We start from the raw sequence: 25,395 nt of genomic DNA on the forward strand, positions 1-25,395 counted from the left end.
AACGCCGGCCACGACCCCGCCGCGGACGCCGTGGACACCGCCTCCGCGCCCACCGGATTGGTGTTTCTCTGGTGGGAGACGGGGGGTTCGGGAATCCCGAACCGCGCTTTTCGCACGAAAAGACCGCCGCGGCCGAGCTAGGCCGTGGTCGGGGTGGGGCGGTCGGGCTGGCCGTAGAACGAGCGCTCGAAGACGGCTCGCGCCCGGCGGGTGACGGCGAGGTAGTCCTGTTCGAGCTGGCTCGCCGAACCCGGCGGGTATTCGAGCAGACGCGCGACACCGTCGAGCTGCACCCGGTCGGAGGGAAGCACATCCGCCGTCTTGTTGGCCCACAGCGTCATCGCCGAGCGAGCGCGCGAGGCGAAGACCCAGGCGTCGCGCAGCTTGGCGGCGTCCTCCTCGGTGACGAAGCCGTGCTCGGCGGCCTCGGCGAGAGCTCCGAGGGTGGAGGTGGTGCGCAGAGACGGAACAGCGGCCGCGTGCTGCAACTGGATGAGCTGCACGAACCATTCGACGTCGCTCAGCGATCCGCGGCCGAGCTTGAGGTGGCGGGTCGGGTCCGCGCCCTGCGGCAACCGTTCGTTCTCGACCCTGGCCTTGATGCGGCGCACCTCGCGCACCGCCTGTTCGCTGATCCGACTCGGGTAGCGCACCCCGTCGGCCACGGCCTCGAAATCGGCCAGTAGTGCTGCGTCACCGGCCACACCCCGGGCGCGCAGAAGCGCCTGGGCCTCCCAGGTGAGGGACCAGCGCTCGTAGTAGGCGCGGTACGACTCGAGGGAGCGCACCGGCGTGCCGTTCTTGCCCTCGGGCCGAAGCCCTATGTCCAGGTCGAGCGGGAGCACGTTGTCTTCGGTCAGCCGGTTGAGGTCGGAGACGATCGCGAGCGCCGCCTTGTGCGCCGCATCCTGCTCGTCGTCGAGTGCACGGAACACATACATCACGTCGGCGTCCGACCCGAAACCGAGCTCGCGCCCCCCGAACCGCCCCATGCCGATCACGGCGAACTCGAAGCGGTCACGGTCGGGGCGGGATGCGCGAATCGCCTCCAGCACACCGACGATCACGTTCTCGGTCACCGCCGACAGTCCGTCGGCGAGCTGCTCGATCGTCGCGATGCCGAGGATGCCCGAGAACGCGAGCCGCAGGATCTCGCGCCGGCGCGCGGCCCGGAGCGCCGCCGCCGCTGCCTCCGGTGTTCCGTGACGGGCGAGGATGGCGCGGGTCTCCTCCGCGAGAAGCTCCGCCGGTCGCGGCTTCAGGTCGTCTTCCGATCCCAGCCAGGCGACGGACTCGGGGATGCGCCCCAGCAGCTCGCCCGCGTACTTCGAGCCGGAGAGCACGCGCGTCAGACGCTCGGCAGCGCCCGTCGAATCCCGGAGCATCCGCAGGTACCAGTGGGTGGAACCGAGGTCTTCACTCAAACGCCGGAACGTGAGCAGGCCGTAGTCGGGGTCGGCGCCGGCCGCGAACCATTGCAGCATGACCGGCAGCAGGTGACGCTGGATGGTCGCCCGCCGCGACACGCCCCCGGTGAGAGCCGCGATGTGCGCCAGCGCCCCCTTCGGGTCGCGGAAGCCGATCGCCGCGAGCCGTGCCTCGGCCTGCGAGCTGGTCAGTCCGGCCTCGCCGGTGAGCTCGGCGTCTTCGTTGGGCGTCGCCGCCACGGCGCTCAGCAGAGGCCGATAGAAGAGCCGTTCGTGCAGGCCGCGAACGCGGTGCTTGATCTCCGTCCAGCGCTCCAGCAGCTGCGGTGTTCCCGTCGCGAGGCCGGATGCGCGGGCCAGCACCCGCACATCCCCTTCGTCGCGCGGCATGAGGTGGGTGCGGCGCAGGTGACGCAACTGCAGCCGATGCTCCAGCAGACGAAGCGTGCGATAGTCGCGGGAGAACTGCGCAGCCTCCTCGCGCCCGACGTAACCCTGCGCCGCGAGGGCCGCGAGCGCGGGCAGGGTCGCGCGCTGGTGCACGCCGTCGTCGGTCTGACCGTGGACCAGCTGGAGCAGCTGCACGGTGAACTCGACGTCGCGAAGACCCCCCGGCCCGAGCTTCAGCTGATACTCCACCTCGTCGTCGGGGATGTGGTCGGTCACGCGCTCGCGCATCCGTTGCACGGACTCCACGAAGTTTTCGCGGGAGGCGCTGTTCCACACCTTGGGAGCCAGCGCATCCACATAGCGCTGACCGAGTTCGAGGTCTCCCGCGAGCGGGCGCGCCTTGAGGAGCGCCTGGAACTCCCACCCCTTAGCCCAGCGATCGTAGTAGGCGAGATGCGACTCGAGGGTGCGCACCAGCGCGCCGTCTTTGCCCTCCGGGCGCAGGTTCGGGTCGACCTCCCAAAGTCCCGGCTCGACGGCCGGGGCGTCGATCCCGCGCATCATCAGCATCGCGAGCCTCGTGGAGATGTCGACCGCCCGAGCGGGCGAGAGCCCCGTCGCTTCGTCTCCGTCGGCGACGAAGATCACGTCGACGTCGCTCACGTAATTCAGTTCGCCGGCGCCCGCCTTGCCCATCCCGATGACCGCGAACCGGGTCGCCCGCACCTCTGACTCGGGAAAGCGGCCGGGACCGGTGCCGCTCACCTCGCGCCGGGCCACCGCGAGGGAAGCCTCGATGGCGGCGGCGGCCAGATCGGCGAGGGCGGCAGCGACGGCGTCAAGACCGTCGACCGGATCAGGCTGCTCCAGGTCGAAGCTCGCGAGTTGCACCAGTCGTCGGCGGTACCGGATGCGGAGGGCCGTCCACGCCGCTTCTTCCGTCAGAGACGCGAATCCGTCGCGCGCGCCCACCGAGTCGAGCAGGTCGGTGCGCAGCTCGGCCGCGGTCGGCACTCGTTCGACGTGCCGCGCGAGGGCCGCAAGCTCATCCGGCTGCCTCAGGAAGAACTCTGTCGCGCCCTCCGACGCCCCGATGACGCGCAGCAGCCGACGGGCGCTGTCGTCGGCCGCCAGCAGCCGCTTCACGGGGTCGGGCGACCGGCGCAGCAGCGCCAGCACTCCTCTCAGGGCCGTGTCCGGATCTGCCGCGGCGGCGAAGGCAGGGAGCATCGCCTCGATCGACAGGCCGACGACCTGCGCCAGCTCGTCGAGTTCGTTTCGCACCGAGCTCAGCCCGACGAAGCCGGACCGCGCCAGGGTGGTCAGGGAGAGCTGGTCGCGGGTCATCGGTGCTGTCGGGCGCGCCTAGAGGATCTCGAGGTTGGTGCGCAGCTCGTACGGCGTGACCTGGGCGCGGTAGGCCGCCCACTCCTGCCGCTTGTTCAGCAGCACGTAGTTGAAGACCTGCTCGCCGAGCGTCTCGGCGACGAGCTCCGACTCCTCCATCAGCTGGATGGCGTGATCGAGGCTCGCCGGCAGCTGGCTGTAGCCGAGAGCGCGGCGCTCGGCGTCGCTGAGCGCCCAGACGTTGTTCTCCGCTTCGGGCGGCAGCTCGTACTGGTTCTCGATGCCCTTGAGCCCGGCGGCCAGCATGAGCGAGAAGGCGAGGTACGGGTTCGCGGCGGAGTCGATGGCCCGGTACTCCACTCGCGAGCTCTGCCCCTTGTTGGGCTTGTAGAGCGGAACGCGCACCAGAGCCGAACGGTTGTTGTGCCCCCAGCAGACGAAGCTCGGAGCCTCGTCCCCGCCCCAGAGCCGCTTGTAGGAGTTGACGAACTGGTTGGTCACCGCAGTGATCTCGGGCGCGTGGCGCAGCAGACCGGCGATGAAGTGGCGGCCGATCTTCGACAGCTGGTATTCGGCGCCCGCCTCGAAGAAGGCGTTCGTGTCGCCTTCGAAGAGCGACATGTGGGTGTGCATCCCCGAGCCCGGGTGGTCGGAGAGCGGCTTCGGCATGAACGTCGCGTACACGCCCTGTTCGATGGCGACCTCTTTGACGACCGTCCGGAAGGTCATGATGTTGTCGGCGGTGGTGAGGGCGTCGGCGTAGCGCAGGTCGATCTCGTTCTGGCCGGGGCCCGCCTCGTGGTGGCTGAACTCCACCGAGATGCCGAGGTCTTCGAGCATCCTGACCGAACGCCGACGGAAGTCGTGAGCGGTGCCGCCGGGAACGTTGTCGAAGTAGCCGGCCGAGTCGACGGGCTCCGGGCCATCGGGGCCGTACGCCGACGACTTAAGCAGGTAGAACTCGATCTCGGGGTGCGTGTAGAAGGTGAAGCCCAGGTCGGCGGCCTTCTCGAGCGTGCGCTTCAGCACGTTGCGCGGATCGGACACGGACGGGAGCCCGTCGGGCGTGGTGATGTCGCAGAACATGCGCGCGGTCGGGTCGATCTCGCCGCGCCAGGGAAGGATCTGGAACGTGGTGGGGTCGGGATGCGCGAGCAGGTCGGACTCGTAGGCGCGGGTCAAACCCTCGATCGCCGAACCGTCGAATCCGAGACCCTCGCTGAAGGCGCCTTCGACCTCCGCGGGAGCGATCGCCACCGATTTCAGCGTGCCGACGACGTCGGTGAACCACAGCCTCACGAACTTGATGTTTCGTTCCTCGATCGTGCGAAGAACGAAGTCGCGCTGCTTGTCCATCGTGCCCCTTTCGTCAGCCTTCCCAGACTACTGGCTCACCCGGCCGCTCTTCGCACGCGCGAACCGGGTTTCGCGTGTCGCTCACTAGACTGAGCGCATGTCTGAGCAGTCACCGATGCCCTCCGTCTCGCCCTCGATGCAGACCCTCAAGCGGGTGCGGACGAGGCACTTCCAGGCCGCGAAGGAGGAGGGCGCCAAGTTCACCGGCCTGACCAGCTACGACCAGCTCACCGCGCAGATCTTCGACGCCGCCGGAATCGACTTCCTCCTCGTGGGCGACTCGGCCGGAAACAACGTGCTCGGCTACGAGACGACGCTTCCCGTGACGGTCGACGAGCTCATCCCGCTGACCCGCGCCGTGGCGGGCGCCGTCAAGCGCGCGTTCGTGGTGGCGGACATGCCGTTCGGCTCGTACGAGACGGGCGCGCTGGAGGCACTCCACACGGCGGTGCGGTTCATGAAGGAGACCGGCGCGCACGCCGTGAAGCTCGAGGGCGGTGTGCGCAGCGCCGACCAGATCCGTCGCATCGTCGACGCCGGCATCCCCGTGATGGCCCACATCGGCTTCACCCCGCAGAGCGAGCACGGTCTCGGCGGCCACATCATCCAGGGTCGCGGCGATGGCGCCGAGCAGCTGCTCGCCGACGCTCACGCCGTGGAGGACGCCGGCGCGTTCGCCGTGGTGATGGAGATGGTGCCGGCCGACATCGCCGGTCGGGTCACCGCCGAGCTGCGCATCCCCACGATCGGGGTCGGGGCCGGGCCGGATGTCGACGGCCAGCTCCTCGTCTGGACCGACTGGGCGGGCCTCACGACCGGGCGCATCCCCAAGTTCGTCAAGCAGTACGCGAATCTGCGCGGCGTTCTCTCGGATGCGGCGACAGCCTTCAAAGCGGACGTGCAGGGCGGCTCGTTCCCCACCCAGGAGCACAGCTTCTAGTCAGCCACTCCTGGGACCGGCCGAGATGCCACCTACGTGAACCGATTCAAACGTGCGCCAACCGGCATCTCGCCGACGTAGCATCGCCGGCGCGGCGGCTAGCGCTCGTCGCTGGCGTCTTCCTCAGCCCACTTGGCGCTGTTCTCGCGGAGTTTCTCGAGAGCGTGCTCCGCCTCTTCGCGGGTGTCGAAGGGGCCGACCCGGTCGGGAGCGGGGGAAAGGAATCCCTGCTCGACCTTGCCGCTCTTCATGTTGTACCAGTAGCGGTGCTCTGCGTCCTGTTTGATCCCGTATTCGTTCTCGCCGGTCATAAGCTTGATCCTATGCCCAAGGATTCCGCCGGTCACCTGATCCCTGGCCGCATCTCGCCGATGCGGCCCGTCCCTGCCAGCATTCCGCGCCCGGAATATGTGGGGAAGAAGGCACCGGCGCCGTACAGCGGGTCCGACGTCTACTCGCCCGAGGAGGTTGCGCTCATCCGCGAGTCCGGCCGCATCGCCGCGCTCGCGATCGACGCCGTCGGGCGGGCCGTGCGCCCGGGCGTGACGACCGAGGAGCTGGACGCGATCGGTCACGAGTTCCTGCTGGCGAACGAGGCGTACCCGTCGACGCTCGGCTACCGCGGCTACCCCAAGTCGATCTGCAGTTCGGTGAACGAGGTCATCTGCCATGGGATACCGGACGACACGGTGCTCGAAGACGGCGACATCGTCAACATCGACATCACGGCGTACAAGAACGGATTCCACGGCGACAGCAACCAGACCTTCATCGCGGGCGCCGCGTCGCAAGAGGTCGCCCTGCTGGTGGAGCGCACGCGGGAGGCGCTCAACCGAGGCATCAAGGCCGTGGCCCCCGGCCGCCAGGTCAACGTGATCGGCCGCGCGATCGAGTCGTACGCGAAGCGCTTCGGCTACGGGGTCGTGCGGGATTACACCGGTCACGGCGTCGGCGAAGCGTTCCACTCGGGCCTGATCATCCCCCACTACGACTCTGCGCCGCTCTACGACACCGTCATGGAGCCGGGGATGGTGTTCACCATCGAACCGATGCTCACCCTGGGCACCCACGAATGGGACATGTGGGAAGACGACTGGACGGTCGTGACGCGCGACAAGAGCATCACGGCGCAGTTCGAGCACACGCTCGTCGTCACCGAACGCGGCGCCGAGGTGCTCACGCTTCCATGATCGGCCACGCGGACCGGTAGATTCAGTGCCATGAGTTCGCAGAGCACCGCCATCGGAATCGACATCGGAGGAACCGGAATCAAAGGAGGTCTCGTCGACCTCGATTCCGGGGAGCTGATCAGCGACCGGATCAAACTGCCGACGCCCGAGGGCGGCAAGCCCGACGAGATCGTCGAGGTCACCAAAGAGATCGTCGACAAGCTCGCCGCTGAGAATCCGGATGCGCCCGTCGGTGTCTGCTTCCCCGCCATCGTCAGCCACGGCGTCACCCTGTCGGCGGCCAACGTCTCCAAGAAGTGGATCGACCTCCGCGCCGAAGACCTCTTCGAGAAGGCGCTCGGCCGCGACATCCATTTCGTCAACGACGCCGACGCCGCCGGCTACGCGGAGACCCGTTTCGGCGCAGCGAAGGATCGCGACGGCCTCGTCATCATGACGACGCTCGGCACCGGCATCGGATCGGCCTTGATTTACGACCAGGTGCTCATCCCGAACGCCGAGCTCGGCCACCTGGAGATCGACGGCGCCGACGCCGAGTCGAAGGCAGCGTATTCGGCCAAGGAGCGCGACGACCTCTCGTGGGAGAAGTGGGCGAAGCGCCTGCAGAAGTACTACACCACGCTCGAGTTCCTGTTCACCCCCGACCTGTTCATCGTGGGCGGCGGCGTGTCGAAGAACTACAAGGACTTCCTCCCGCTGCTCGACCTGAAGACCGAAATCGTGCCCGCCGTGCACCGCAACAACGCGGGCATCCTGGGCGCTGCGGCGCTGGCGGTGCAAAGGGACCGTTAGGGTTCGCCGCCAGGGCGTTAGGGATGCGTTAGGAGTCGCATCCCGGGCGCCCTGACGGGTGTGGACTCTCTCTGCTGCGACCGGATGGTCGCACGCATCCGAACGGATGGAGAGAGTCTTGATGGACGTCGTCTACCTTCTCGGCATCGTCGTGCTCGCGCTCGTCGTGGGGCTCGTCGGTCGGGGGGTCGAGAAGCTGTGAGCGCTGAGCTACTGACAACCGCAGCGGAGATCGTCAGCGCGGTGCTCGCGGTCGCCGCGATCGCCTACCTGATCGTGGCGCTGGTGCGACCGGAGCGGTTCTGATGACCGCGTGGCTGTTCGTCGCCCAGCTGGCGACGCTCGCGCTCGTTCTCGCCGTCGCCCACCGGCCTCTCGGCGACTACATGGCGCGGGTCTTCACGACCGGGCGGGATCTGAAAGGCGAACGCGGGCTCTACCGGCTCATCGGAGTCGATCCCGCCTCCGAGCAGTCGTGGCCGGCCTACCTGCGCGGGGTTCTCGCGTTCTCGGTGGTCGGCATCCTGATCGTCTACGGTCTCCAGCGGCTGCAGGAGGTGCTTCCGTACTCGCTCGGCTTCCCCGCCGTGCCCGAGGGCCTCGCTTTCAACACGGCGATCTCGTTCGTGACCAACACGAACTGGCAGTCGTACTCACCGGATGCGACCCTCGGCTACGCGGTGCAAGTAGCGGGCCTCGCCGTGCAGAACTTCGTGTCCGCCGCTGTCGGTATCGCCGTCGCAGTAGCCCTGGTTCGAGGGTTCGCCCGAGCCACCAGGGGCACGATCGGCAACTTCTGGGTCGACCTGGTGCGCGCCGCGGTGCGCATCCTGCTGCCTCTGTCGGTGCTCGCCGCGATCGTCTTGATCGCCGGCGGCGCGATCCAGAATTTCGCGGGCTTTCAGGATGTGACGACCCTGACCGGCGCGACGCAGTCGATCCCCGGCGGTCCCGTCGCCTCGCAGGAGGCGATCAAGCTGCTCGGCACGAACGGTGGCGGGTTCTTCAACGCCAATTCCGCGCATCCGTTCGAGAACCCGGCGGCCTGGACCAACTTCGTCGAGGTCGTGCTCATGCTGCTGATCCCGTTCTCGCTCCCCCGCACCTTCGGGACCATGGTCGGCGACCGCCGTCAGGGCTACGCCGTGCTCGCCACGATGGGCGTGCTCTTCGTCGGCAGTCTGGCGGCGATGACGGCGTTCGAGCTGTCGAGCGGGTCGCTGGAGGGCAAGGAGTCGGCGTTCGGCATCCTCGGGTCGACACTGTTCGACACGACGAGCACGGTCACCTCCACGGGGGCGATGAACTCGATGCTCGACAGCTACAGTCCGCTCGGCGGCGGGATGGCGCTCCTCAACATGATGATCGGCGAGGTCGCCCCCGGCGGGGTCGGCGCTGGACTGTACGGCGTGCTCGTCATCGCGATCGTCGCCGTGTTCCTGGCCGGTCTGATGGTCGGACGGACACCCGAATACCTGGGCAAGAAGCTGAGACCGCGCGAGATCAAGCTCGCGAGCCTCTACATCCTCGCCACTCCGACCCTCGTGCTCGTCGGCACGGGGCTGAGTTTCGCGGTGCCGGCCATCCGGGCCGACGTGGAGAAGACCTCGATCTTCAACCCCGGCCTGCACGGTTTCACCGAAGTGCTCTACGCGTTCACATCGGCGGCCAACAACAACGGCTCGGCGTTCGCCGGGCTGACGGCGAACACACCGTGGTTCAACACGGCGCTCGGGGTCGCGATGTTCCTCGGCCGGTTCCTGCCGATCGTGTTCGTTCTGGCTCTCGCCGGGTCGTTCGCCGGTCAGCAGAAGGTGCCGGCCACCGCGGGCACGCTCCCGACCCATCGGCCGCAGTTCGTCGGCCTCCTCGTCGGAACGATCATCCTCGTCTCCGCGCTCACCTATTTTCCCGTTCTCGCGCTGGGTCCCCTGGCGGAAGGGCTGCAGTGACCATGACCGTCTCACATCCGACCAGAACTCCGAAGGGTGCGTTCGACGCGGGCAGGCTCGCCGCCTCCCTGCCGGGCGCTCTCCGCAAACTCGACCCTCGCCTCATGTGGCGCAACCCGGTCATGTTCATCGTCGAGGTGGGCGCAGCGCTCACCACGCTGCTCGCCATCGCTCAGTCGTTCACCGGCTCCCCGGGCGCGACCTCCACGGCGACCAGCCCGCAGACGCTCGCCTTCACCTGGAGCATCGCAGTCTGGCTCTGGCTCACGGTCGTCTTCGCGAACCTCGCCGAATCGGTGGCAGAGGGCCGCGGCAAGGCCCAGGCGGCGAGCCTGCGGCAGACCCGCACCAGCACGCTCGCAGCTCGCGTGACGGGGTACGACCCCGCCGGCGATCCGGATGCGCTCAGCGCCACGATCGAGCAGGTGCCCTCCACCGACCTGCGGCTCGGCGACCTGGTCGTCGTCGTCGCCGGCGAGCTCATCCCCGGAGACGGCGACATCGTCCGCGGCATCGCCTCGGTCGACGAATCGGCCATCACCGGCGAGTCCGCGCCCGTCGTGCGTGAGTCCGGCGGCGATCGCAGCGCCGTCACCGGCGGAACGCGGGTGCTCTCCGACCGCATCCTCGTGTCGATCACGAGCAAGCCGGGCGAGACGTTCGTCGATCGCATGATCCGGCTCGTCGAGGGCGCCTCGCGGCAGAAGACGCCGAACGAGATCGCGCTGAACATCCTGCTCGCCAGTCTGTCCATCGTGTTCCTGGTCGTCGTGCTGACGCTGGGGCCGGCGGCAGGCTTTTCGAACGCCGAACCGGCCGTCCCTGTGCTGATCGCCCTGCTCGTGTGCCTCATCCCGACGACGATCGGCGCGCTGATCTCCGCCATCGGCATCGCCGGCATGGATCGCCTCGTGCAGCGGAACGTGCTGGCCATGTCGGGCCGCGCGGTCGAGGCGGCAGGCGATGTGACGACGCTGCTACTCGACAAGACCGGCACGATCACGTACGGCAACCGCCAGGCGAGCGAGTTCACGCCGGTCGTTGGAACGTCGAGCACCGACCTGGTGAAGGCCGCGGCGCTCTCGTCGCTGAGCGACCCGACGCCCGAAGGCGTCTCGGTCGTGGCGCTGGCCGAACGGATGGGTTACACGCCCGACGCCGACACGAAGGCCGACATCGTTCCGTTCACGGCGCAGACCAGGATGAGCGGCCTCGACTTCGCCGACGGAACGCGGGTGCGGAAGGGCGCGGCGAGCGCCATCGTCGCCTGGGTGAGGGAGGCGCCCGGGGGCTCGGCCTCCGCATCCACCGCCGCCCTGCGCGAGCTGGACACCGAGGTCGAACGGATCTCCTCCCTCGGCGGCACTCCCCTCGCCGTCGCGACGAGCAAAGCCGACGGAACGGCGACGCTGCTGGGCGTCATCTTCCTGAAGGACGTCGTGAAGGAGGGGCTGGCCGATCGGTTCGCCGACCTGCGCCGGATGGGCATCCGAACGGTCATGGTCACCGGCGACAACCCGCTCACGGCCAAGGCGATCGCCGCTGAGGCCGGGGTCGACGACTTCCTCGCCGAAGCGACACCGGAAGACAAGCTGGCCCTCATCCGGCGCGAGCAGGCCGGCGGCAACCTGGTCGCCATGACCGGTGACGGCACGAACGACGCCCCTGCCCTCGCGCAGGCGGATGTCGGGGTCGCGATGAACACGGGCACGTCGGCGGCGAAGGAGGCCGGCAACATGGTCGACCTCGACTCCGACCCGACGAAGCTGATCGACATCGTCAGCATCGGCAAGCAGTTGCTGATCACGCGCGGTGCGCTGACCACGTTCTCGATCGCGAACGACGTGGCCAAGTACTTCGCCATCATCCCGGCGATGTTCGTGGCCTCGTTCCCGGGCCTGCAGGCGCTCAACGTGATGCAGTTGCACTCGCCGGCGTCGGCCATCCTGTCGGCCGTGATCTTCAACGCCATCGTGATCGTGCTGCTGATCCCGCTGGCCCTGCGCGGCGTGCGCTACCGGCCCGCGCGCGCGGCGACACTGCTGACCCGCAACCTGCTGGTCTACGGCGTCGGCGGGCTGATCGCGCCGTTCATCGGCATCAAGCTGATCGACCTGCTGGTCGCTCTCATCCCCGGCTTCTGACCTCCGACGGATTCTGGAAAGGACATCCCGAAATGAACGGACTCCGTGGCGCGTGGCGCCACTACTGGGTCGCCATCCGCGCCATGCTCGTGCTGACCGCACTGCTGGGCGTCGTGTATCCGCTCGCCGTCACGGGCGTCGGACAGCTCGCGCTGCCGGCGCAGTCGAACGACTCCATCGTCACCGCCGACGGTTCGCCGGTCGGTTCGAGCCTCATCGGCCAGAGCTTCACCGACGACGAAGGCAACGCGCTTCCGCAATGGTTCCAGTCCCGCCCGTCGGCGGCCGGTGACGGCTACGACGGCAAGGCGTCGTCGGGCAGCAACCTCGGTCCGGGCAATCCCGATCTCGTGACAGCCATCGACGAGCGGGCGGCAGCGATCGCGAAGGACGACGAGGTCGCGGTCGCCGACATCCCGAACGACGCTCTCACCGCATCCGGCTCCGGACTCGACCCGCACATCTCCCCCGCTTACGCCCTGCTCCAGGTGGCGCGGGTCGCGGATGCCCGTGGCCTCTCCCCGGACAGGTTGCGCGCACTCGTCGAGTCTAGGATTCAGGGACGGGACCTCGGCTACCTCGGGGAACCGACCGTGAACGTGCTCCAGCTGAACCTGGCGCTCGCCGCCTTCGACCGATCACAGAGCGGCCGATAACCGAGTATGGACGACTAGAGATGGCACGAGGCCGCCTGCGGGTCATGCTCGGCGCCGCGCCCGGCGTCGGCAAGACCTACGAGATGCTCGAAGAGGGCCGGCGCCTGCGGTCGCTGGGTAAGGACGTGGTGGTCGCGGTCGTGGAGACCCACGGTCGCGCCGCAACGGCCGCGGTGCTGGAGGGTCTCGAGGTCGTACCGCGTCGGGTCGTCACACACCGTGGCATCGAGCTCACGGAGCTCGACCTGGACGCGGTGCTCGCCCGGGCTCCTCAGATCGCCCTCGTCGACGAACTCGCGCACACCAACGCGCCCGGCTCCGCCAACGAGAAGCGCTGGCAGGATGTCGACGCCATGCTCGACGCCGGCATCGACGTCATGTCGACGGTGAACATCCAGCACATCGAGTCGCTCAACGATGTGGTCGAGCAGATCACCGGAACGCAGCAACGGGAGACGATCCCCGATTCGGTGCTGCGCGGCGCCGACCAGATCGAGGTCGTGGATCTCGCCCCACAGGCTCTGCGCGACAGACTGGCCGACGGCGTCGTGTATCCGCAGGCCCGGATCGACGCCGCGCTCTCGAACTATTTCCGGCTCGGCAACCTCACGGCCCTCCGCGAGCTCGCCCTCCTCTGGCTCGCCGACGAGGTCGACAGCTCGCTGCAGCGCTATCGCGCGGAGCACGGGATCGCCGGCAAGTGGGAGGCTCGCGAACGCGTCGTCGTCGCCCTCACCGGAGGCCCTGAAGGCGACACGCTTCTGCGCCGCGGCGCCAGGATCGCCGCGCGTTCGGCCGGCGGGGAGTTGCTCGCCGTGCACGTGACAGGGCAGGACGGCCTCCGGGAGACGAATCCGGGCGCCCTTGCCGCGCAGCGCTCCCTGGTGGAGCAGCTCGGTGGCAGCTACCACCAGGTCGTCGGCAGTGATGTGCCCCGGGCTCTCGTCGAGTTCGCTCGGGGATCGAACGCTACGCAGCTGGTGATCGGCGTCAGCCGGCGCAGCCGTCTCTCGGCGCTTCTGACGGGCCCGGGCATCGGCTCGACCGTCATCCGGGCCTCCGGAGACATCGACGTGCACATCGTCTCGCACTCGCGGGCGGGCGGGCGGTTCTCGCTCCCCCGCATCGGCGGGGGCCTCACCGTGCGCCGCCGGGTCTACGGCTTCGCGCTCGCGCTCGTCGGCGGCCCCCTGCTGACCTGGCTGTTGGCCAGCGTGAGGTCTCCGGACTCGATGACCAGCGATGTGCTCGGCTATCAGCTGCTCGTGGTGCTCGTCGCCCTGGTCGGCGGCATCTGGCCCGCCCTGTTCGCCGCCCTCCTCTCGGGGGTGACGCTCGACTTCTTCTTCGTTCAACCGCTGTACACGATCACCATCAGCGAGCCGCTGCACCTGTTAGCGCTCATCCTCTTCCTCGTCATCGCTGCCCTGGTCAGCATCGTCGTCGACCAGGCGGCCCGCCGCACACGCGTCGCCCAGCGCGCCGCCGCCGAGGCGGAACTGCTCGCGACGGTGGCCGGCGGTGTCATCCGGGGCGAGGATGCGATCCAGGCCCTCATCACCCGCACCCGCGAAGCGTTCGGGCTCACCGGCGTGCGCTTTCGCGACCAGGGCGAGGTGATCAGCGCGGACGGCGAGCCCTCCGACGCCGCTCACACGCAGACCATCCCTGTCGGTGCCCGCGGGTCGCTCGAACTCTCGGGGCGCGACCTGGCCGCCGGCGACAGGCGTCTGCTCGCGGTCATCGTGAGCCAACTGGATGCCTCGCTCGAGCACCGCGACCTCGCCGCCACCGCCAGCGAACTCGGCCCGCTCGCCGAGACCGACCGGGTGCGCAGCGCCCTGCTCGCGGCTGTCGGGCACGACCTGCGCCGGCCCCTCGCGGCGGCGACGGCAGCGGTCACGACCCTGCGCCAGCGCGACATCCAGCTGACCGAGGATGACCGTGAGGCCCTGCTGGAGACCGCGGAGGACAGTCTCGACGGCCTCGCGGCACTGGTGACCAACCTGCTCGATGTCAGCCGGGTGCAGGCCGGCGTGCTGGCGGTGACACTCGCCCCCACCGACCTCGACGACATCGTGCCATCGGCGCTCGACGAACTCGCCATCGGCCCGGCCGACGTCGAACTCGATCTTCCTGCGGGCCTGCCCCCGGTCGAGACGGATGCGGTGCTGCTGCAGCGGGTGCTCGTGAACCTGCTGAGCAACGCCCTCCGCTTCTCACCACCCGACTCACGCCCGGTTGTCGCGGCGAGCGAGTTCGGCGGGCGGGTGCAGGTGCGCGTGATCGACCATGGCCCCGGAATCCCCGACGAACGCCGCGAGGCCGTGTTCGTGCCGTTCCAACGGCTCGGGGACACCGACAACGACGCCGGCATCGGGCTGGGCCTTGCGCTGTCGAAGGGTTTCGCCGAAGGCATGGGAGCGACACTCGAAACCGAGGACACGCCGGGCGGTGGACTCACGATGGTGGTCTCGCTTCCGGTGGCCGCGACCGCCTCCCGCGGCAACGACGAAGACGCCGACGGGGAGGACGCGGAGTGAAGATCCTGATCGCCGACGACGACCAGCAGATCCTCCGGGCGCTGCGCATCCTTCTGACCGCCCGCGGCTACGAGGTCATCGTGGCGAGCACCGGCGCCGAGGCGCTGAGCCGCGCCGTCGAGCAGCACCCCGATCTGGTCATGCTCGACCTCGGGATGCCCGAGCTGAACGGCATCGAGGTCATCGAAGGTCTGCGCGGCTGGAGTGCCGTGCCCATCCTGGTCGTCTCGGGGCGCACCGACTCCGCCGACAAGGTGGACGCGCTCGACGCGGGTGCGGACGACTACGTGACGAAACCGTTCGCCGCCGATGAGCTGCTCGCGCGGATCCGCGCCCTGACACGGCGTCAGCCCGCTGCCGCCGACCAACCGCTCGTGACCTTCGGCGACATCACGGTCGACCTGGCCGCGCACCTGGTCACTCGACTCACCGGCGACGACATCGCGACGGTGCGGCTCACCCCGACCGAGTGGAACATTCTCGAGGTGCTCGTCCGCAATCCGCGCCGCCTGGTCACGCGTCAGACTCTGCTGACCGAGGTCTGGGGGCCGCAGTACACCAACGACACGGGATACCTGCGCCTCTATCTCGCTCAGCTGCGCAAGAAGCTCGAACCGGTGCCGTCGCGCCCGCGTCATCTGCTGACCGAGCCCGGGATGGGCTACCGTTTCGTTCCCGACCCCGACTGATCGGCGCGGGAAGGAATGGGCCGGCTGTTACGCCGGGTTCTGTCCGGGTGCGTGAAGCACCGTGGACGGCCATCTATCTCGGGACGACGTTGCCGCCGCCCTCTAGCGGTCTACCCGGAAACTCGGCGAGCAGCCTCAACGTTTCCTGTCTGACCTTGCTCCGGATGAGGTTTACCGAGCCGACCGGGTCACCCCGGTCGCTGGTGGGCTCTTACCCCACCGTTTCACCCTTACCGCGGTCGATATCCGAAGATCGACGCCCGCGGCGGTCTGTTCTCTGTGGCACTGTCTCGCGGGTTGCCCCGGGTGGGTGTTACCCACCATCCTGCTCTGTGGAGCCCGGACGTTCCTCGGCGGCCCGCCGAAGCGGACCGACGCGACCGTCTTGCCGGCCCATTCGCCCTCGATCCTACAGGCTCGGCTCAGGCGCGAACTCGGTTCAGAGCCCGGACTCCTCGTTGCGGATGAGGATGGCGCCGCTGTCGGGGCAGAGAACGACCTCGTCGGGAGCGGCCCGGCGGATCACCGACAAGTCCGACTCGTTGAGCTTGACGTTGCTGCCCAGGGAGACGCCGCGCACGAGCAGGGCGGCCCCGATGCCGTAGCGACCGCGCTGCTTCTCGTAGAGCTCGACGAGGTCGGCCGGGATCGCCCCCACGATCGTCGCGCGATCTCTCGCGAGGGCGGTGCGCTGCGCATCGAGCTTGGCGAGCTCTTCGCCGCGAGCGGCCTCCAGTTCGTGCACCCGGGCGTTCAGCTCCGCCTGCTCCGCCTCGACCTCGGCGAGCGACTTCTCGTAGGCTTCGACCCGCTCCATCACGGTCAGCTCGATCTCTTCGAGGTCGTCGCGACGCTTGGTGAGCGAGGCGAGCTCGCCTTCGAGCGCCTGCACATCCTTGGTCGACGACGTCTGCTGCAGGCGTGACGAGTCGCGCGTCATGCGCGTCTCGACGAGTTCCACATCCGATTCCACGCGCTTCAGTTCGGCCCGCGAGTCTTCGAGTTCGCCGGTGCGGGCGATCCACCGCGCACGCAGGGCGTCGACCTCCGGCTGCAGCGCGGCCAGCTGGGCCGTCTGCGGGAGGTTCTTGGCGATGTGGTTGAGCTGGGCGAGACGGGTGTCCGCCGTCTGCAGGCGGAGGAGTTCGTTCTGGTCGGCGGGGCTGGCTTTCACGGTGACTCGGCTCTTTTCGTGGGTCTTGAGGTTCGTTCGGACGAGGATGCTGCGCGCTGCTACTGCAGGATCGCGAAGTCCCACGGGTCGGTGCGCAGCTCGCTCACGTCGACGGTGACATCGGGCAGCGCCGCGCGCAGCTGGGACGCCGCGGTGTCGAGCCACAGCCACTCGCTCGCCCAGTGGGAGACGTTCAGCAGCGCTGGGCCGCCGGCGACGAGCGACTGCTCGCGGGCCTCGGAGGCTGGATGGTGCCGCAGGTCTGCGGTGATGTACACGTCGGCGCCGCGCACGGCATCCGTCGCGAGCAGGGAGTCGCCCGCGCCTCCGCAGACCGCGACGCGCGTGACGGGCTGCTGGTAGTCGCCGGAGGCGAGCACGCCGCCCGCGGTGGGCGGGAGGATGTCGGCGAGTCGGCGGGCGAGGGCACCGAGAGTGGTCGGCTCGCGCAGGTCACCGACCCGGCCGATGCCGGTGACCCCGTCGGCGGCGGGAGCGATCGGCGTGGTGTCTGCCAGCCCCAGCCGATCGGCGAGCACGGCGGAGGTGCCGTCGGCGACGACGTCGGCGTTGGTGTGGGCGGCGATCAGAGCGCAGTCGGCCCGGATGAGGCGGGCGAGGAGCGCCCCCTTGTACCGGTCTTCGGCGACGGCGGTGACCCCGCGCATGAGCAGCGGATGGTGCACGAGCAACAGGTCGGCGTCACGCGCGACGGCCTCGTCGACGGTGGCTGCGACGGCGTCGACGGCGAGGAGGATGCGACGCACCTCGGCCGCCGGATCTCCGGCCACCAGTCCCGGCGCGTCCCAGCTCTCCGCGCCCGACAGCGGCCAGAGTTCTTCGGCGGTTCGGCGGACGGAGTCGAGAGTGTTGGACACGGGACGAGCCTACGGGATGCGCTCGGTGCAGACCTGCTCAGGCGTTCGTCCGCTCCTGCCGCCGGATCTCGGGTATTCCCGAGACGATCGGGGTCAGGATGCCGAGCCCGAGCGCGACGACCACGCCGATATTGCTCGTTCCCAGGTCGCCGTGGGGGTCGACACCGAGCACCGGGTAGAGGAAGCCCTCCCAGCCGAGCCACGGCAGCTCGGAGCTGACGAGCCCGAACCCGATCACGCTGGCCACGATCAACATCGCTATGTTCGGCCACCGCCAATCCGGGTACACCCCTCCGCGCTCGACGAGCGACGGCTGGTGGAGACGGCGGGTGCGCAGCATCATCTCGGCGGCGAACAGCCCCGCCCAGGCCGCGACGGGAACCGCCAGCGTCGTCGGCAGCGCCTCGATCACGATGGACAGGTCGGAGACGCTCGCGGCGAGAACGATCCCGGCCACGGCGATCGCCGCGCCGATCACGACCGTGCTCCATCGCCTGCCCAGTCGCACGCCCATCGCCTCGAGCGTGAACCCGCCCGAGTAGACCGTGAGCACGAGCCCGGAGATGAGGCTCAGCGTCACCGCCAGGAGCAATGGGATGGGATACCACGCCGGCAGCCCCAGTTGCGCGAACGCGGCCACCGGATCGGCGGCGAGGTCGGCGGCGACGGAGGCGTTCGACGCAGCGAGCAGTCCCCCGTACCCGATCAGGACGAACGGCGGGAGCGCCGCACCGAACGTCGCCCAGAGCATCGACGCGGCTCCGGAGGCGCCCCGCCGCTGATAGCGGGCGACCTCTGCGCTGCTGTTGGCCCAGACGAGGCCGAGGTAGCTGAACACGAGAACGGCGCCGGTGACCGTGCGCAGCCAGACCGCGTCCGGCACGGCGAGTGCGGTCGAGATGTGCACCGACGGCCAGGTCGCGACGATCATCACAGCGATCAGGATCGCGGAGGCGATCGTGAGCACGAGCTGCACGCGGGCGACGAGCGAGTAGCCGAAATAGGCGACGGCGAGCGCCACCCCGATCGTCACGACCAGCCCGACGGCCGTCGGCAGCACGGCATCCTGCGACCAGCCTTGCGAGGTGAAGACCGCGCCCACCGCGGCGCCGGCGAGCCAGAGCAGCACGGCGCCCCAGAAGAGACGGGTGATCAGGGCGAGCGCGGCGGGGAGGAGGTTGCCCCGGAGCCCGAACGTCGCACGCGAGACGACCATGGTCGGCTGGCCGCTCCATTTGCCGGCGAGGGTGCCGATGCCGAGCGGCAGGAACGACAGCGCGACGCCGATCAGTGTCGCGACGAGCATCTGCCGCAGGCTCAGACCCAGGGTGAACAGCGTCGCTCCGACTCCGACGCTGATGAGCGACGACGTTCCCGCGAACCAGAGCCAGAACATGCGGGACGCCCAGCCGACCCGGCGATCGAGGGGCGTCGACTCGAGGCCGGACGCCTCGGGCACGAACAGGGGCGCGGCCACCGGTTCGCCGTCGAACAGCACCCGCTCCGACGTGCTGACGCGAGGACTCGCGAGCGGGGCCGAGAGGGAGCCGGTCGGAAGTCGCACGTCGTCCGCGTCGTCGGCGATCTCGGCCTCGGCGTTGGCGGCGGCGAGCCCGGCGCTGAGATCGTGCGCTGCGAGCTGGTCCGCTTCGACGACGGGAAGGGGCACGGAGCCGACGCTGGGCGCATCCGGATGCTCGGTCGGCAGCGGCTCCCTGGGCGCCAGCGGAACCGATGGCACGAGCGGCACGGGTTGAGATTCGCTCGGGGCGGCCTCCTCCGGCACATAGCCGAGCGGCTCGACGCGGGCGGGGGTGTCGTCGGACGCGTCCGCGACGTCGCCGAGAGGCGGATCGGACTTCGCGACGGGGATCGCCTCCGTGGCTGCTGGAGCGATCCAGGCGCTGAAGGTCGGCTCGGGGCCGTGATCGCGGCGCGGCGGAAGGTCGAGATCGTCGAAGCTGATGGCCTGGGTCGGGGTGTCCTCCGGCGGCAGATCGGGCTCGGGCTCGGGCTCCGGCTCCGGCTCCGGCTCCGGCTCCGGCTCCGGCTCCGGCTCCGGCTCCGGCTCCGGCCGGGACTGGACGGGGATGGCGCTGGTCGCCGCGCGGGCGATCAGCACGGTCTCCAGGTGCTGGATGGCGGTGAGCGTGTCGTGCGACGACAGATCGTCGTCGACGAGAGCCGCGACCTGCTCGTCGGTCAGTGAGGCCGCATCCGTGAGCCCGGTCGAACCGACGACCGTGGGACCGGCGATGATCGGGATGGCTGACGTCATGCGCGACACCTGTTCCTCGATGGCGCTCGCAAGCTCGTCGTCGTCGTGTCGTTCGGCTTCGGGGCGCGCCGGAGGAGAGTATGTCACCCGCCTTCTCCCCGGGACAGAGACGATCGGCGGGTCGTTCGCGACCTCATCGCTGTCCATGACCGAATCCTACCGATGAGCCCCCACGGAGGCGCCAGGGGACGTAGCATCGTTTGCGATGAGCGAGACGATCACCACCCCATACGAAGACCTGCTGCGCGATGTGCTCGCGAACGGCTCCCACAAGTCCGATCGCACCGGAACCGGAACGCGCAGCGTCTTCGGCCGGCAACTGCGGTTCGACCTCGCGGAGGGCTTTCCCCTGATCACGACGAAGCGCGTGCACTTCAAGTCGATCGCCTATGAGCTGCTCTGGTTCCTCCGGGGCGAGAGCAACGTCGGCTGGCTGCGCGAGAACGGCGTCACCATCTGGGACGAGTGGGCCGACGAGCGCGGTGAGCTCGGTCCGGTCTACGGCGTGCAGTGGCGTTCCTGGCCCGCTCCAGACGGAAGCCGCATCGACCAGATCGCCCAGGTCATCGAGCAGTTGCGCAGCACCCCGGACTCGCGGCGCATCATCGTGTCCGCCTGGAACGTCGCCGACATCCCCGACATGGCGCTCGCTCCCTGCCACGCGTTCTTCCAGTTCTACGTGGCCGACGGCAAGCTCAGCTGCCAGCTCTACCAGCGCAGCGCCGACATGTTCCTCGGTGTGCCGTTCAACATCGCAAGCTACGCACTGCTCACCCTGATGATCGCGCAGCAGGTCGGCCTCGAGCCTGGCGAGTTCGTCTGGACCGGCGGGGATGTGCACATCTACGACAACCACCTGGAGCAGGTGGCCGAGCAGCTCGGCCGCGACCCGTTCCCCGCCCCCCGGCTGCGGATCGCCCGCAAGCCGGAGAGCATCTTCGACTACGAGTACGACGACTTCGTCGTCGAGGACTACCAGCACCACCCCGCGATCCGCGCAGCGGTCGCGGTATGAGCACCGCCGCCGGCAGCGTCGCGCTGATCTGGGCGCAGGCGAACGGTGGCGTGATCGGCAAAGACGGCACGATGCCGTGGCGGCTGCCGGAGGATCTCGCGCACTTCCGCACCCTCACCGGCACCGACACCGTGGTCATGGGTCGCAAGACCTGGGAGTCCCTGCCCGAGCGGTTCCGTCCGCTGCCCGAGCGCGCCAACGTCGTCGTGACCCGCCAGACCGGTCGGGTGGCGCCGGGTGCTCTCGTCGTCCACTCGCTCGAGAACGCGCTGACGGCATCCCCGACCGAGACCGTGTGGGTGATGGGCGGCTCCGAGCTCTACAAGCTGGCCCTGGATGTGGCCGACCGTCTGGAGGTCACGGAGATCGATCTCCACGTCGAGGGCGACACGTTCGCACCGTCCGTCGACGGGGAGCAGTGGACGGCGGTCGACGCCGATCCGGAGTGGCGCACGTCGAAGACCGGTCTGCGGTACCGGTTCCTCACCTACCTGCGCTGACGGTCAGGTCAGGCCCGCGACGAGGTTCACCGTCGTCGCCAGAATGACCGAGCCGAACAGATACGACAGCAGGGTGTGGCGCAGGATGACCTGCCGGATGGCCGTGTCGCCGATGTTCGTGTCCGAGACCTGAAACGTCATGCCGAGCGTGAACGCCAGGTAGGCGAAGTCGCTGTACTTCGGCGGCTCCTTCTGGTTGAAGTCGACGCCGCCCTGCGTGCCCCGGTAGTAGAGCTGCGCGTAACGCAGTGTGTAGAGCGTGTGCACGAGCGTCCAGGAGAGCGCGACGCTCGCGACCGCCAGGGCGGCGAGCCCCGCCTTCTCGACGCCTTGGGATTGCCGGGCGCCGACCAGGATGACCACGATCGCGACGACGCTGGCGACGCTCGCCACCAGCAGCAGAACGTCCGACACGCTGCGCCCGGGATCTTCGCTCGTCGCGTGCAGCTTCGTCTTGCCCGCGTCGAAGCGCCAGATGATCGCCCACACCCAGACGATGTAGACGATGCAGGCGACGGCCCAGCCGGAGGTCGCCGCGATCGGCCAGTTGCCGAGCATGCCGACCACCACCGCCGCGACCACACCGGCGGCGAAGGCGATCACCATCCGGCGCGTCGAGTGCGGTCTCGGAATGTCGGTCTCAGCGGTCTCGGTGCTCACAGAGCGATGTTCGCACAGTGCCGGCCGCACACCTGCGCGGCGCAGCGGTCGCGGCTACGATCGAAGGGTGACTTCTGCCGCCGTCTCCCCCGCCTCCCCCCTCGCAGACCTCGACCAGCACGCGCTCCGCGCCGTTCACGCCGAGATCTCCGCCGCCTACGACGAGCTGAAGGCCGCCGGCCTGAAGCTCGACCTCACGCGGGGCAAGCCGGGCTCCGACCAGCTCGACCTTTCGAACGATCTCCTCCACCTTCCCGACGGCGAGTTCCGGGATGCCGCCGGCACCGACCTCCGCAACTACGGCGGCGCGACCGGCCTCCCCGAGCTGCGGGCGATCTTCGCGAACGCACTGCGAGTTCCTGTCTCGCAGCTCCTCGCTCTCGGCAACGCCAGCCTCACCGTCATGCACGACGTCATCGTGCAGGCGCTGCTGCACGGTGTGCCGGGCTCCGAGCGCCCCTGGGGCAGCCGGCAGATCAGCTTCCTCGCCCCGGTTCCCGGCTACGACCGCCACTTCTCGATCGCCGAGCGCTACGGCATCCGGCTCATCCCCGTTCCCTTGAACGACGACGGTCCCGACGTCGAGGCCGTTGCGGCGCTGCTCGCGACCGACGACAGCATCAAGGGCATGTGGTGCGTCCCCGTCTACTCGAACCCGACGGGCGCCGTGTACAGCGAAGAGGTCGTGCGCGCCCTGGTGTCGCTGCCCGCGGCCGACGACTTCCGCCTGTTCTGGGACAACGCGTACGCCGTGCACCACCTCTCCGACGAGCGTCCGGCCCCGATCGACGTGCTGTCGCTCGCCGCGGAGGCGGGCAACCCCGACCGCCCGCTGATCTTCGCGTCGACGTCGAAGGTGACCTATCCCGGCGCCGGTGTCGCGTTCGTGGGCGGCTCCGAGGCCAACGTCGAATGGATCGTGCGCAACATGGCGGTGCAGAGCATCGGTCCCGACAAGCTCAACCAGCTGCGGCACGTGCGTCTGCTCCGCGACGAGCAGGGGCTCGAAGCCCACATGGAGAAGCATCGCGCCATCCTCGAACCCAAGTTCGCCGCCGTCGCGGGCGCGTTCGAACGCCGCCTCGCACCGTATGGCGCTGGCACCTGGACCTCGCCCAAGGGCGGCTACTTCGTCAGCCTCGACGTGCTCGACGGATGCGCGAAGCGCGCCATCGAGCTTGCCGCGCAGGCGGGCATAGCGGTCACGCCGGCCGGAGCGACCTTCCCGTACGGCGACGACCCGCGCGACGCGAACATCCGTATCGCGCCGACGTTCCCGCCGCTCGCCGAGCTCGAGACGGCACTGGACGGCCTGTGCACGGCCATCCTGCTCGCGGAGACGGAGTCTCTGCTGGCCGCGCGCGACTGACCTGACGGCATGACCACCTGGCGCGTGCGGCCCAGCGTCGAGGCCGATTGGCGCGCATACCGCGATCTGCGGCTCGAGATGCTGACGGACACCCCCATCGCTTTCCTCGAGACGATCGAGCACGCCCGGCTCCATCCCGACGAGCACTGGCGCGGCCGTGCCGCCAACCGCGGCACGGCGAGCCGGCTGTTCGGCGCCGTCGCCGACGACGGCAGCTGGCTCGGAACGATGGGTGGCTTCCATCCGACGGGCAAGACCGACCCGCTGCTCGTCGGCGTCTACGTCACACCCGCGTTCCGCGGCGCGCGCATCGGTATGACGGATGCGCTGCTCGACGCCGTGATCGGCTGGGCGCGCGGGCGCGGCGAACGTCTCATGCTCGAAGTGCACGAGGAGAACGAGCCCGCCATCCGGTACTACCGCAGACGCGGCTTCGAGCCGACCGGCGTGCGCATCCCCTATCCCCTCGACCGCACGGCCGACGAGCTGGAGATGGCGCTGCCGCTGCGCGTCTAGGTGCACTGACCCGGATCGTTGTCACAGACCGCTCCCGCGCCGCCCGCTCCCGCGCCGCACGTTCGCGAGGGGCGAGTCCTTGCGACCTGAGCCCCTCCCCGGCCCGCAACAACTCGCCCCTCGCGCCCCGGCAAGCACCCACGAGAGCACTATCGTCGAGGTCAGTGCACTTAGTGCGTGCCGACGGGCGCCCCCAGGTCGGCGACCGTCTTGGCCACCCGCCGCTGACGTGTCTCGGCCGCCTTCGCGCCCTCGATCGCGAGCACCAGGCGGCGCTTGTTGCTGTAGTTGAGCGCCGCGAATGCCGCCTCGGCCGCCGGGGATGCCGCGAGTGCCGCCCTGAGGTCGTCCGGCACCTCGACCTCCCGTGGGGCGTCGTCGAGTTCGAGGTCGACCACGATCTCGTCGCCGCCGGCGACTCCGGCGCCCGCGCGAACCTCGGCGCTCACGGGCAGCATCGATCGGCCGCCCATCGAGCCGATGCTCGTCCTGTACTCGTAGCCGTTGATGGTCACCCGTACGGGCGGCCGCTTGCCGCCGCCCAGCGCCTCGACGACATCCGCCGGCACCTCGATACCGGTCGCCGTCTTGCCGGACTGCTCGAGCGTTCCTCGCACCTGCATCATTGCTCCCCGAATCCGCTCTCAACGAGGGCGGCGAGCGCGTCGACCGCCGCTGCGCCCTCCGCGTCGTCGCTCGCGATCTCCGCCGTCTTGCCGGCTGTCAGACCGAGGGACATGATGCCGAGGAGACTCTTCGCGTCCTTGCCGTTCACTGTCACCTTCACGGGGAAGGTGTTCGCCAGCTTCACGAACTCGGCGGCAGGACGCGCGTGGAGGCCGTCCCGGTTGCGCAGCACGACCTCACGCACGTGGCGCCCGGATGCGGCGGCGGGCTCAGCGGTCGCCGTCGCGCCGTCCGTCGCGGTCGCTGCGTCCAGTGCGGCTTCAGTGCTGCCGGAGCCGGACCAGCGGTCCGCTCCATCCCACGCCGCGCGTGCGCCCTCGGCCGCCTCGACGACTCCCGCCAGATCGGCGCCGCTCTCGGCCGCGACGGCCGCCGCCACTCCGCCCTCGACGAACGGCACGTCGACCACGGCGACGGCGGCCCGCTTCTCATCGGGCAGTGTGTCCCAGACGGTCTCGGCGATGAGCAGCGCGGAACCCAGGTCGCTGATGACGACCACGCCCGCGCCACCGTCTGCGACCTCGATCGCTTCGGTGACCTTGACGAAGCTCGTGCCGATGCCGTCGTCGTCGGTTCCGCCCGCCCCCACGAGCGACACCGAAGAGGCCATCTGCCCGGCGAGATCGACGATCCCGTTGGCGATCCGGCTGCTGTGCGAGACGAAGACGATGCCGACGCGCTCAGTCATCGGCGGCCGTCTCAGCAGCGGCACGCAGAATGAGCGCCGTGGACTGGGCACCCGGATCCCGGTGGCCGACGGACCGGTCGCCGAGGTAACTCGCCCGCCCCTTGTGGGCGACGAGCGGCTCGGTCGCGACCGCTCCGGCCTCGGCGGCGTCCGCCGCCTCGCGCAGCACGTCGGCCGCCGAAGCGCCCTCCTCCTGCGCTGAGG

The 25,395-nt window shown here is 69.3% G+C and carries 23 protein-coding genes and 1 other RNA gene; 13 read left to right on the plus strand and 11 right to left on the minus strand.

Going from position 1 to position 25,395, the window contains the following annotated elements; all coding sequences use genetic code 11:
* Nucleotides 1–137 precede the first annotated feature (137 nt).
* Both ACFVWR_RS16670 and ACFVWR_RS16675 read right to left on the minus strand, forming a co-directional pair.
* Complete coding sequence (locus tag ACFVWR_RS16670; RefSeq protein ID WP_387214630.1) at nucleotides 138–3,164, minus strand: bifunctional [glutamine synthetase] adenylyltransferase/[glutamine synthetase]-adenylyl-L-tyrosine phosphorylase; 3,027 nt, start codon at nucleotides 3,162–3,164, stop codon at nucleotides 138–140.
* 18 nt (nucleotides 3,165–3,182) lie between these two features.
* Nucleotides 3,183–4,520, minus strand: coding sequence for a glutamine synthetase family protein (locus ACFVWR_RS16675; protein ID WP_387214633.1), 1,338 nt, complete (start codon nucleotides 4,518–4,520; stop codon nucleotides 3,183–3,185).
* Between the two features lie 97 nt (nucleotides 4,521–4,617).
* Here ACFVWR_RS16675 and panB point away from each other — a divergent pair, with 97 nt between their 5' ends.
* Complete coding sequence (gene panB / locus ACFVWR_RS16680) at nucleotides 4,618–5,460, plus strand: 3-methyl-2-oxobutanoate hydroxymethyltransferase (RefSeq protein WP_387214636.1); 843 nt, start codon at nucleotides 4,618–4,620, stop codon at nucleotides 5,458–5,460.
* 98 nt (nucleotides 5,461–5,558) lie between these two features.
* Here panB and ACFVWR_RS16685 read toward each other — a convergent pair whose 3' ends face one another.
* Entirely contained in the window at nucleotides 5,559–5,771 is a 213-nt protein-coding gene (locus tag ACFVWR_RS16685; RefSeq protein ID WP_387214638.1) for an SPOR domain-containing protein, read from the minus strand.
* Between the two features lie 12 nt (nucleotides 5,772–5,783).
* Between ACFVWR_RS16685 and map the strand changes: the two genes are divergently transcribed.
* The 8 genes from map (at nucleotide 5,784) to ACFVWR_RS16725 (ending at nucleotide 15,426) form a co-directional block, all read left to right on the plus strand.
* A complete protein-coding gene (gene map, locus ACFVWR_RS16690; protein ID WP_387214641.1) occupies nucleotides 5,784–6,650 on the plus strand; it encodes a type I methionyl aminopeptidase in 867 nt (288 codons plus the stop codon).
* Nucleotides 6,651–6,680: 30 nt separating this feature from the next.
* Nucleotides 6,681–7,442, plus strand: a complete 762-nt coding sequence (ppgK, locus tag ACFVWR_RS16695) for a polyphosphate--glucose phosphotransferase (RefSeq protein ID WP_387214644.1) — start codon at nucleotides 6,681–6,683, stop codon at nucleotides 7,440–7,442.
* Between the two features lie 198 nt (nucleotides 7,443–7,640).
* Nucleotides 7,641–7,748: a K(+)-transporting ATPase subunit F gene (gene kdpF, locus ACFVWR_RS16700; RefSeq protein ID WP_387214647.1), complete on the plus strand. Its 108-nt coding sequence runs from the start codon at nucleotides 7,641–7,643 to the stop codon at nucleotides 7,746–7,748.
* Nucleotides 7,748–9,394, plus strand: coding sequence for a potassium-transporting ATPase subunit KdpA (gene kdpA / locus ACFVWR_RS16705; RefSeq protein ID WP_387214650.1), 1,647 nt, complete (start codon nucleotides 7,748–7,750; stop codon nucleotides 9,392–9,394). Before kdpF ends, kdpA begins: the two co-directional genes overlap by 1 nt.
* A 2-nt stretch (nucleotides 9,395–9,396) precedes the next feature.
* The gene (gene kdpB / locus ACFVWR_RS16710; protein ID WP_387214653.1) at nucleotides 9,397–11,538 is read left to right on the plus strand and encodes a potassium-transporting ATPase subunit KdpB; all 2,142 of its coding nucleotides are present in this window, start codon (nucleotides 9,397–9,399) and stop codon (nucleotides 11,536–11,538) included.
* Nucleotides 11,539–11,570: 32 nt separating this feature from the next.
* The gene (gene kdpC, locus ACFVWR_RS16715; RefSeq protein WP_387214656.1) at nucleotides 11,571–12,194 is read left to right on the plus strand and encodes a potassium-transporting ATPase subunit KdpC; all 624 of its coding nucleotides are present in this window, start codon (nucleotides 11,571–11,573) and stop codon (nucleotides 12,192–12,194) included.
* 20 nt (nucleotides 12,195–12,214) lie between these two features.
* Nucleotides 12,215–14,737: a DUF4118 domain-containing protein gene (locus tag ACFVWR_RS16720; RefSeq protein ID WP_387214659.1), complete on the plus strand. Its 2,523-nt coding sequence runs from the start codon at nucleotides 12,215–12,217 to the stop codon at nucleotides 14,735–14,737.
* On the plus strand, nucleotides 14,734–15,426 hold the full coding sequence (locus ACFVWR_RS16725) for a response regulator (RefSeq protein ID WP_387214662.1): 693 nt from the start codon (nucleotides 14,734–14,736) through the stop codon (nucleotides 15,424–15,426). The genes ACFVWR_RS16720 and ACFVWR_RS16725 overlap by 4 nt, the downstream gene beginning before the upstream one ends.
* A gap of 12 nt (nucleotides 15,427–15,438) precedes the next feature.
* On the opposite strand, the gene rnpB is transcribed toward ACFVWR_RS16725, so the two are convergent.
* The 4 genes from rnpB to ACFVWR_RS16745 all read right to left on the minus strand — a co-directional run bounded on the left by rnpB (nucleotide 15,439) and on the right by ACFVWR_RS16745 (nucleotide 19,903).
* An RNA gene (rnpB, locus tag ACFVWR_RS16730) (RNase P RNA component class A) lies at nucleotides 15,439–15,822 on the minus strand.
* 43 nt (nucleotides 15,823–15,865) lie between these two features.
* Nucleotides 15,866–16,600, minus strand: coding sequence for a zinc ribbon domain-containing protein (locus ACFVWR_RS16735; RefSeq protein WP_387214665.1), 735 nt, complete (start codon nucleotides 16,598–16,600; stop codon nucleotides 15,866–15,868).
* Nucleotides 16,601–16,659: 59 nt separating this feature from the next.
* Entirely contained in the window at nucleotides 16,660–17,478 is an 819-nt protein-coding gene (locus ACFVWR_RS16740) for a Nif3-like dinuclear metal center hexameric protein (protein ID WP_387214667.1), read from the minus strand.
* 37 nt (nucleotides 17,479–17,515) lie between these two features.
* Nucleotides 17,516–19,903, minus strand: coding sequence for a cytosine permease (locus ACFVWR_RS16745; protein ID WP_387214669.1), 2,388 nt, complete (start codon nucleotides 19,901–19,903; stop codon nucleotides 17,516–17,518).
* Between the two features lie 58 nt (nucleotides 19,904–19,961).
* Between ACFVWR_RS16745 and ACFVWR_RS16750 the strand changes: the two genes are divergently transcribed.
* Nucleotides 19,962–20,771, plus strand: a complete 810-nt coding sequence (locus ACFVWR_RS16750; protein ID WP_387214672.1) for a thymidylate synthase — start codon at nucleotides 19,962–19,964, stop codon at nucleotides 20,769–20,771.
* Nucleotides 20,768–21,271, plus strand: coding sequence for a dihydrofolate reductase (locus tag ACFVWR_RS16755; RefSeq protein ID WP_387214675.1), 504 nt, complete (start codon nucleotides 20,768–20,770; stop codon nucleotides 21,269–21,271). The genes ACFVWR_RS16750 and ACFVWR_RS16755 overlap by 4 nt, the downstream gene beginning before the upstream one ends.
* Before the next feature lie 3 nt (nucleotides 21,272–21,274).
* Here ACFVWR_RS16755 and ACFVWR_RS16760 read toward each other — a convergent pair whose 3' ends face one another.
* The gene (locus ACFVWR_RS16760) at nucleotides 21,275–21,931 is read right to left on the minus strand and encodes a DUF1345 domain-containing protein (protein WP_387214678.1); all 657 of its coding nucleotides are present in this window, start codon (nucleotides 21,929–21,931) and stop codon (nucleotides 21,275–21,277) included.
* Nucleotides 21,932–21,998: 67 nt separating this feature from the next.
* Between ACFVWR_RS16760 and ACFVWR_RS16765 the strand changes: the two genes are divergently transcribed.
* A complete protein-coding gene (locus tag ACFVWR_RS16765; RefSeq protein ID WP_387214681.1) occupies nucleotides 21,999–23,300 on the plus strand; it encodes an aminotransferase class I/II-fold pyridoxal phosphate-dependent enzyme in 1,302 nt (433 codons plus the stop codon).
* A 9-nt stretch (nucleotides 23,301–23,309) separates the two neighbouring features.
* Nucleotides 23,310–23,816, plus strand: coding sequence for a GNAT family N-acetyltransferase (locus ACFVWR_RS16770; protein ID WP_387214684.1), 507 nt, complete (start codon nucleotides 23,310–23,312; stop codon nucleotides 23,814–23,816).
* Between the two features lie 170 nt (nucleotides 23,817–23,986).
* Here ACFVWR_RS16770 and ACFVWR_RS16775 read toward each other — a convergent pair whose 3' ends face one another.
* The 3 genes from ACFVWR_RS16775 to ACFVWR_RS16785 form a co-directional block, all read right to left on the minus strand.
* A complete protein-coding gene (locus tag ACFVWR_RS16775; protein WP_387214687.1) occupies nucleotides 23,987–24,442 on the minus strand; it encodes a YdeI/OmpD-associated family protein in 456 nt (151 codons plus the stop codon).
* A complete protein-coding gene (gene dhaM, locus ACFVWR_RS16780) occupies nucleotides 24,439–25,191 on the minus strand; it encodes a dihydroxyacetone kinase phosphoryl donor subunit DhaM (RefSeq protein ID WP_387214690.1) in 753 nt (250 codons plus the stop codon). The genes ACFVWR_RS16775 and dhaM overlap by 4 nt, the downstream gene beginning before the upstream one ends.
* On the minus strand, nucleotides 25,184–25,395 hold a 212-nt coding region (locus tag ACFVWR_RS16785), incomplete at its 5' end, for a DAK2 domain-containing protein (RefSeq protein WP_387214693.1). The genes ACFVWR_RS16785 and dhaM, both read right to left, overlap by 8 nt.

It is taken from the genome of Leifsonia sp. NPDC058292 (assembly GCF_042880955.1).
Taxonomy (GTDB): domain Bacteria; phylum Actinomycetota; class Actinomycetes; order Actinomycetales; family Microbacteriaceae; genus Leifsonia.

Bases quoted from the DNA above. Each gene is read 5' to 3' on its own strand.
- ACFVWR_RS16670 (WP_387214630.1), bottom strand. From the start codon at position 3,164: ATGACCCGCGACCAGCTCTCCCTGACCACCCTGGCGCGGTCCGGCTTC.
- ACFVWR_RS16675 (WP_387214633.1), bottom strand. From the start codon at position 4,520: ATGGACAAGCAGCGCGACTTCGTTCTTCGCACGATCGAGGAACGAAAC.
- panB (WP_387214636.1), top strand. From the start codon at position 4,618: ATGTCTGAGCAGTCACCGATGCCCTCCGTCTCGCCCTCGATGCAGACC.
- ACFVWR_RS16685 (WP_387214638.1), bottom strand. From the start codon at position 5,771: ATGACCGGCGAGAACGAATACGGGATCAAACAGGACGCAGAGCACCGC.
- map (WP_387214641.1), top strand. From the start codon at position 5,784: ATGCCCAAGGATTCCGCCGGTCACCTGATCCCTGGCCGCATCTCGCCG.
- ppgK (WP_387214644.1), top strand. From the start codon at position 6,681: ATGAGTTCGCAGAGCACCGCCATCGGAATCGACATCGGAGGAACCGGA.
- kdpA (WP_387214650.1), top strand. From the start codon at position 7,748: ATGACCGCGTGGCTGTTCGTCGCCCAGCTGGCGACGCTCGCGCTCGTT.
- kdpB (WP_387214653.1), top strand. From the start codon at position 9,397: ATGACCGTCTCACATCCGACCAGAACTCCGAAGGGTGCGTTCGACGCG.
- kdpC (WP_387214656.1), top strand. From the start codon at position 11,571: ATGAACGGACTCCGTGGCGCGTGGCGCCACTACTGGGTCGCCATCCGC.
- ACFVWR_RS16720 (WP_387214659.1), top strand. From the start codon at position 12,215: ATGGCACGAGGCCGCCTGCGGGTCATGCTCGGCGCCGCGCCCGGCGTC.
- ACFVWR_RS16745 (WP_387214669.1), bottom strand. From the start codon at position 19,903: ATGGACAGCGATGAGGTCGCGAACGACCCGCCGATCGTCTCTGTCCCG.
- ACFVWR_RS16750 (WP_387214672.1), top strand. From the start codon at position 19,962: ATGAGCGAGACGATCACCACCCCATACGAAGACCTGCTGCGCGATGTG.
- ACFVWR_RS16755 (WP_387214675.1), top strand. From the start codon at position 20,768: ATGAGCACCGCCGCCGGCAGCGTCGCGCTGATCTGGGCGCAGGCGAAC.
- ACFVWR_RS16770 (WP_387214684.1), top strand. From the start codon at position 23,310: ATGACCACCTGGCGCGTGCGGCCCAGCGTCGAGGCCGATTGGCGCGCA.
- ACFVWR_RS16775 (WP_387214687.1), bottom strand. From the start codon at position 24,442: ATGATGCAGGTGCGAGGAACGCTCGAGCAGTCCGGCAAGACGGCGACC.
- dhaM (WP_387214690.1), bottom strand. From the start codon at position 25,191: ATGACTGAGCGCGTCGGCATCGTCTTCGTCTCGCACAGCAGCCGGATC.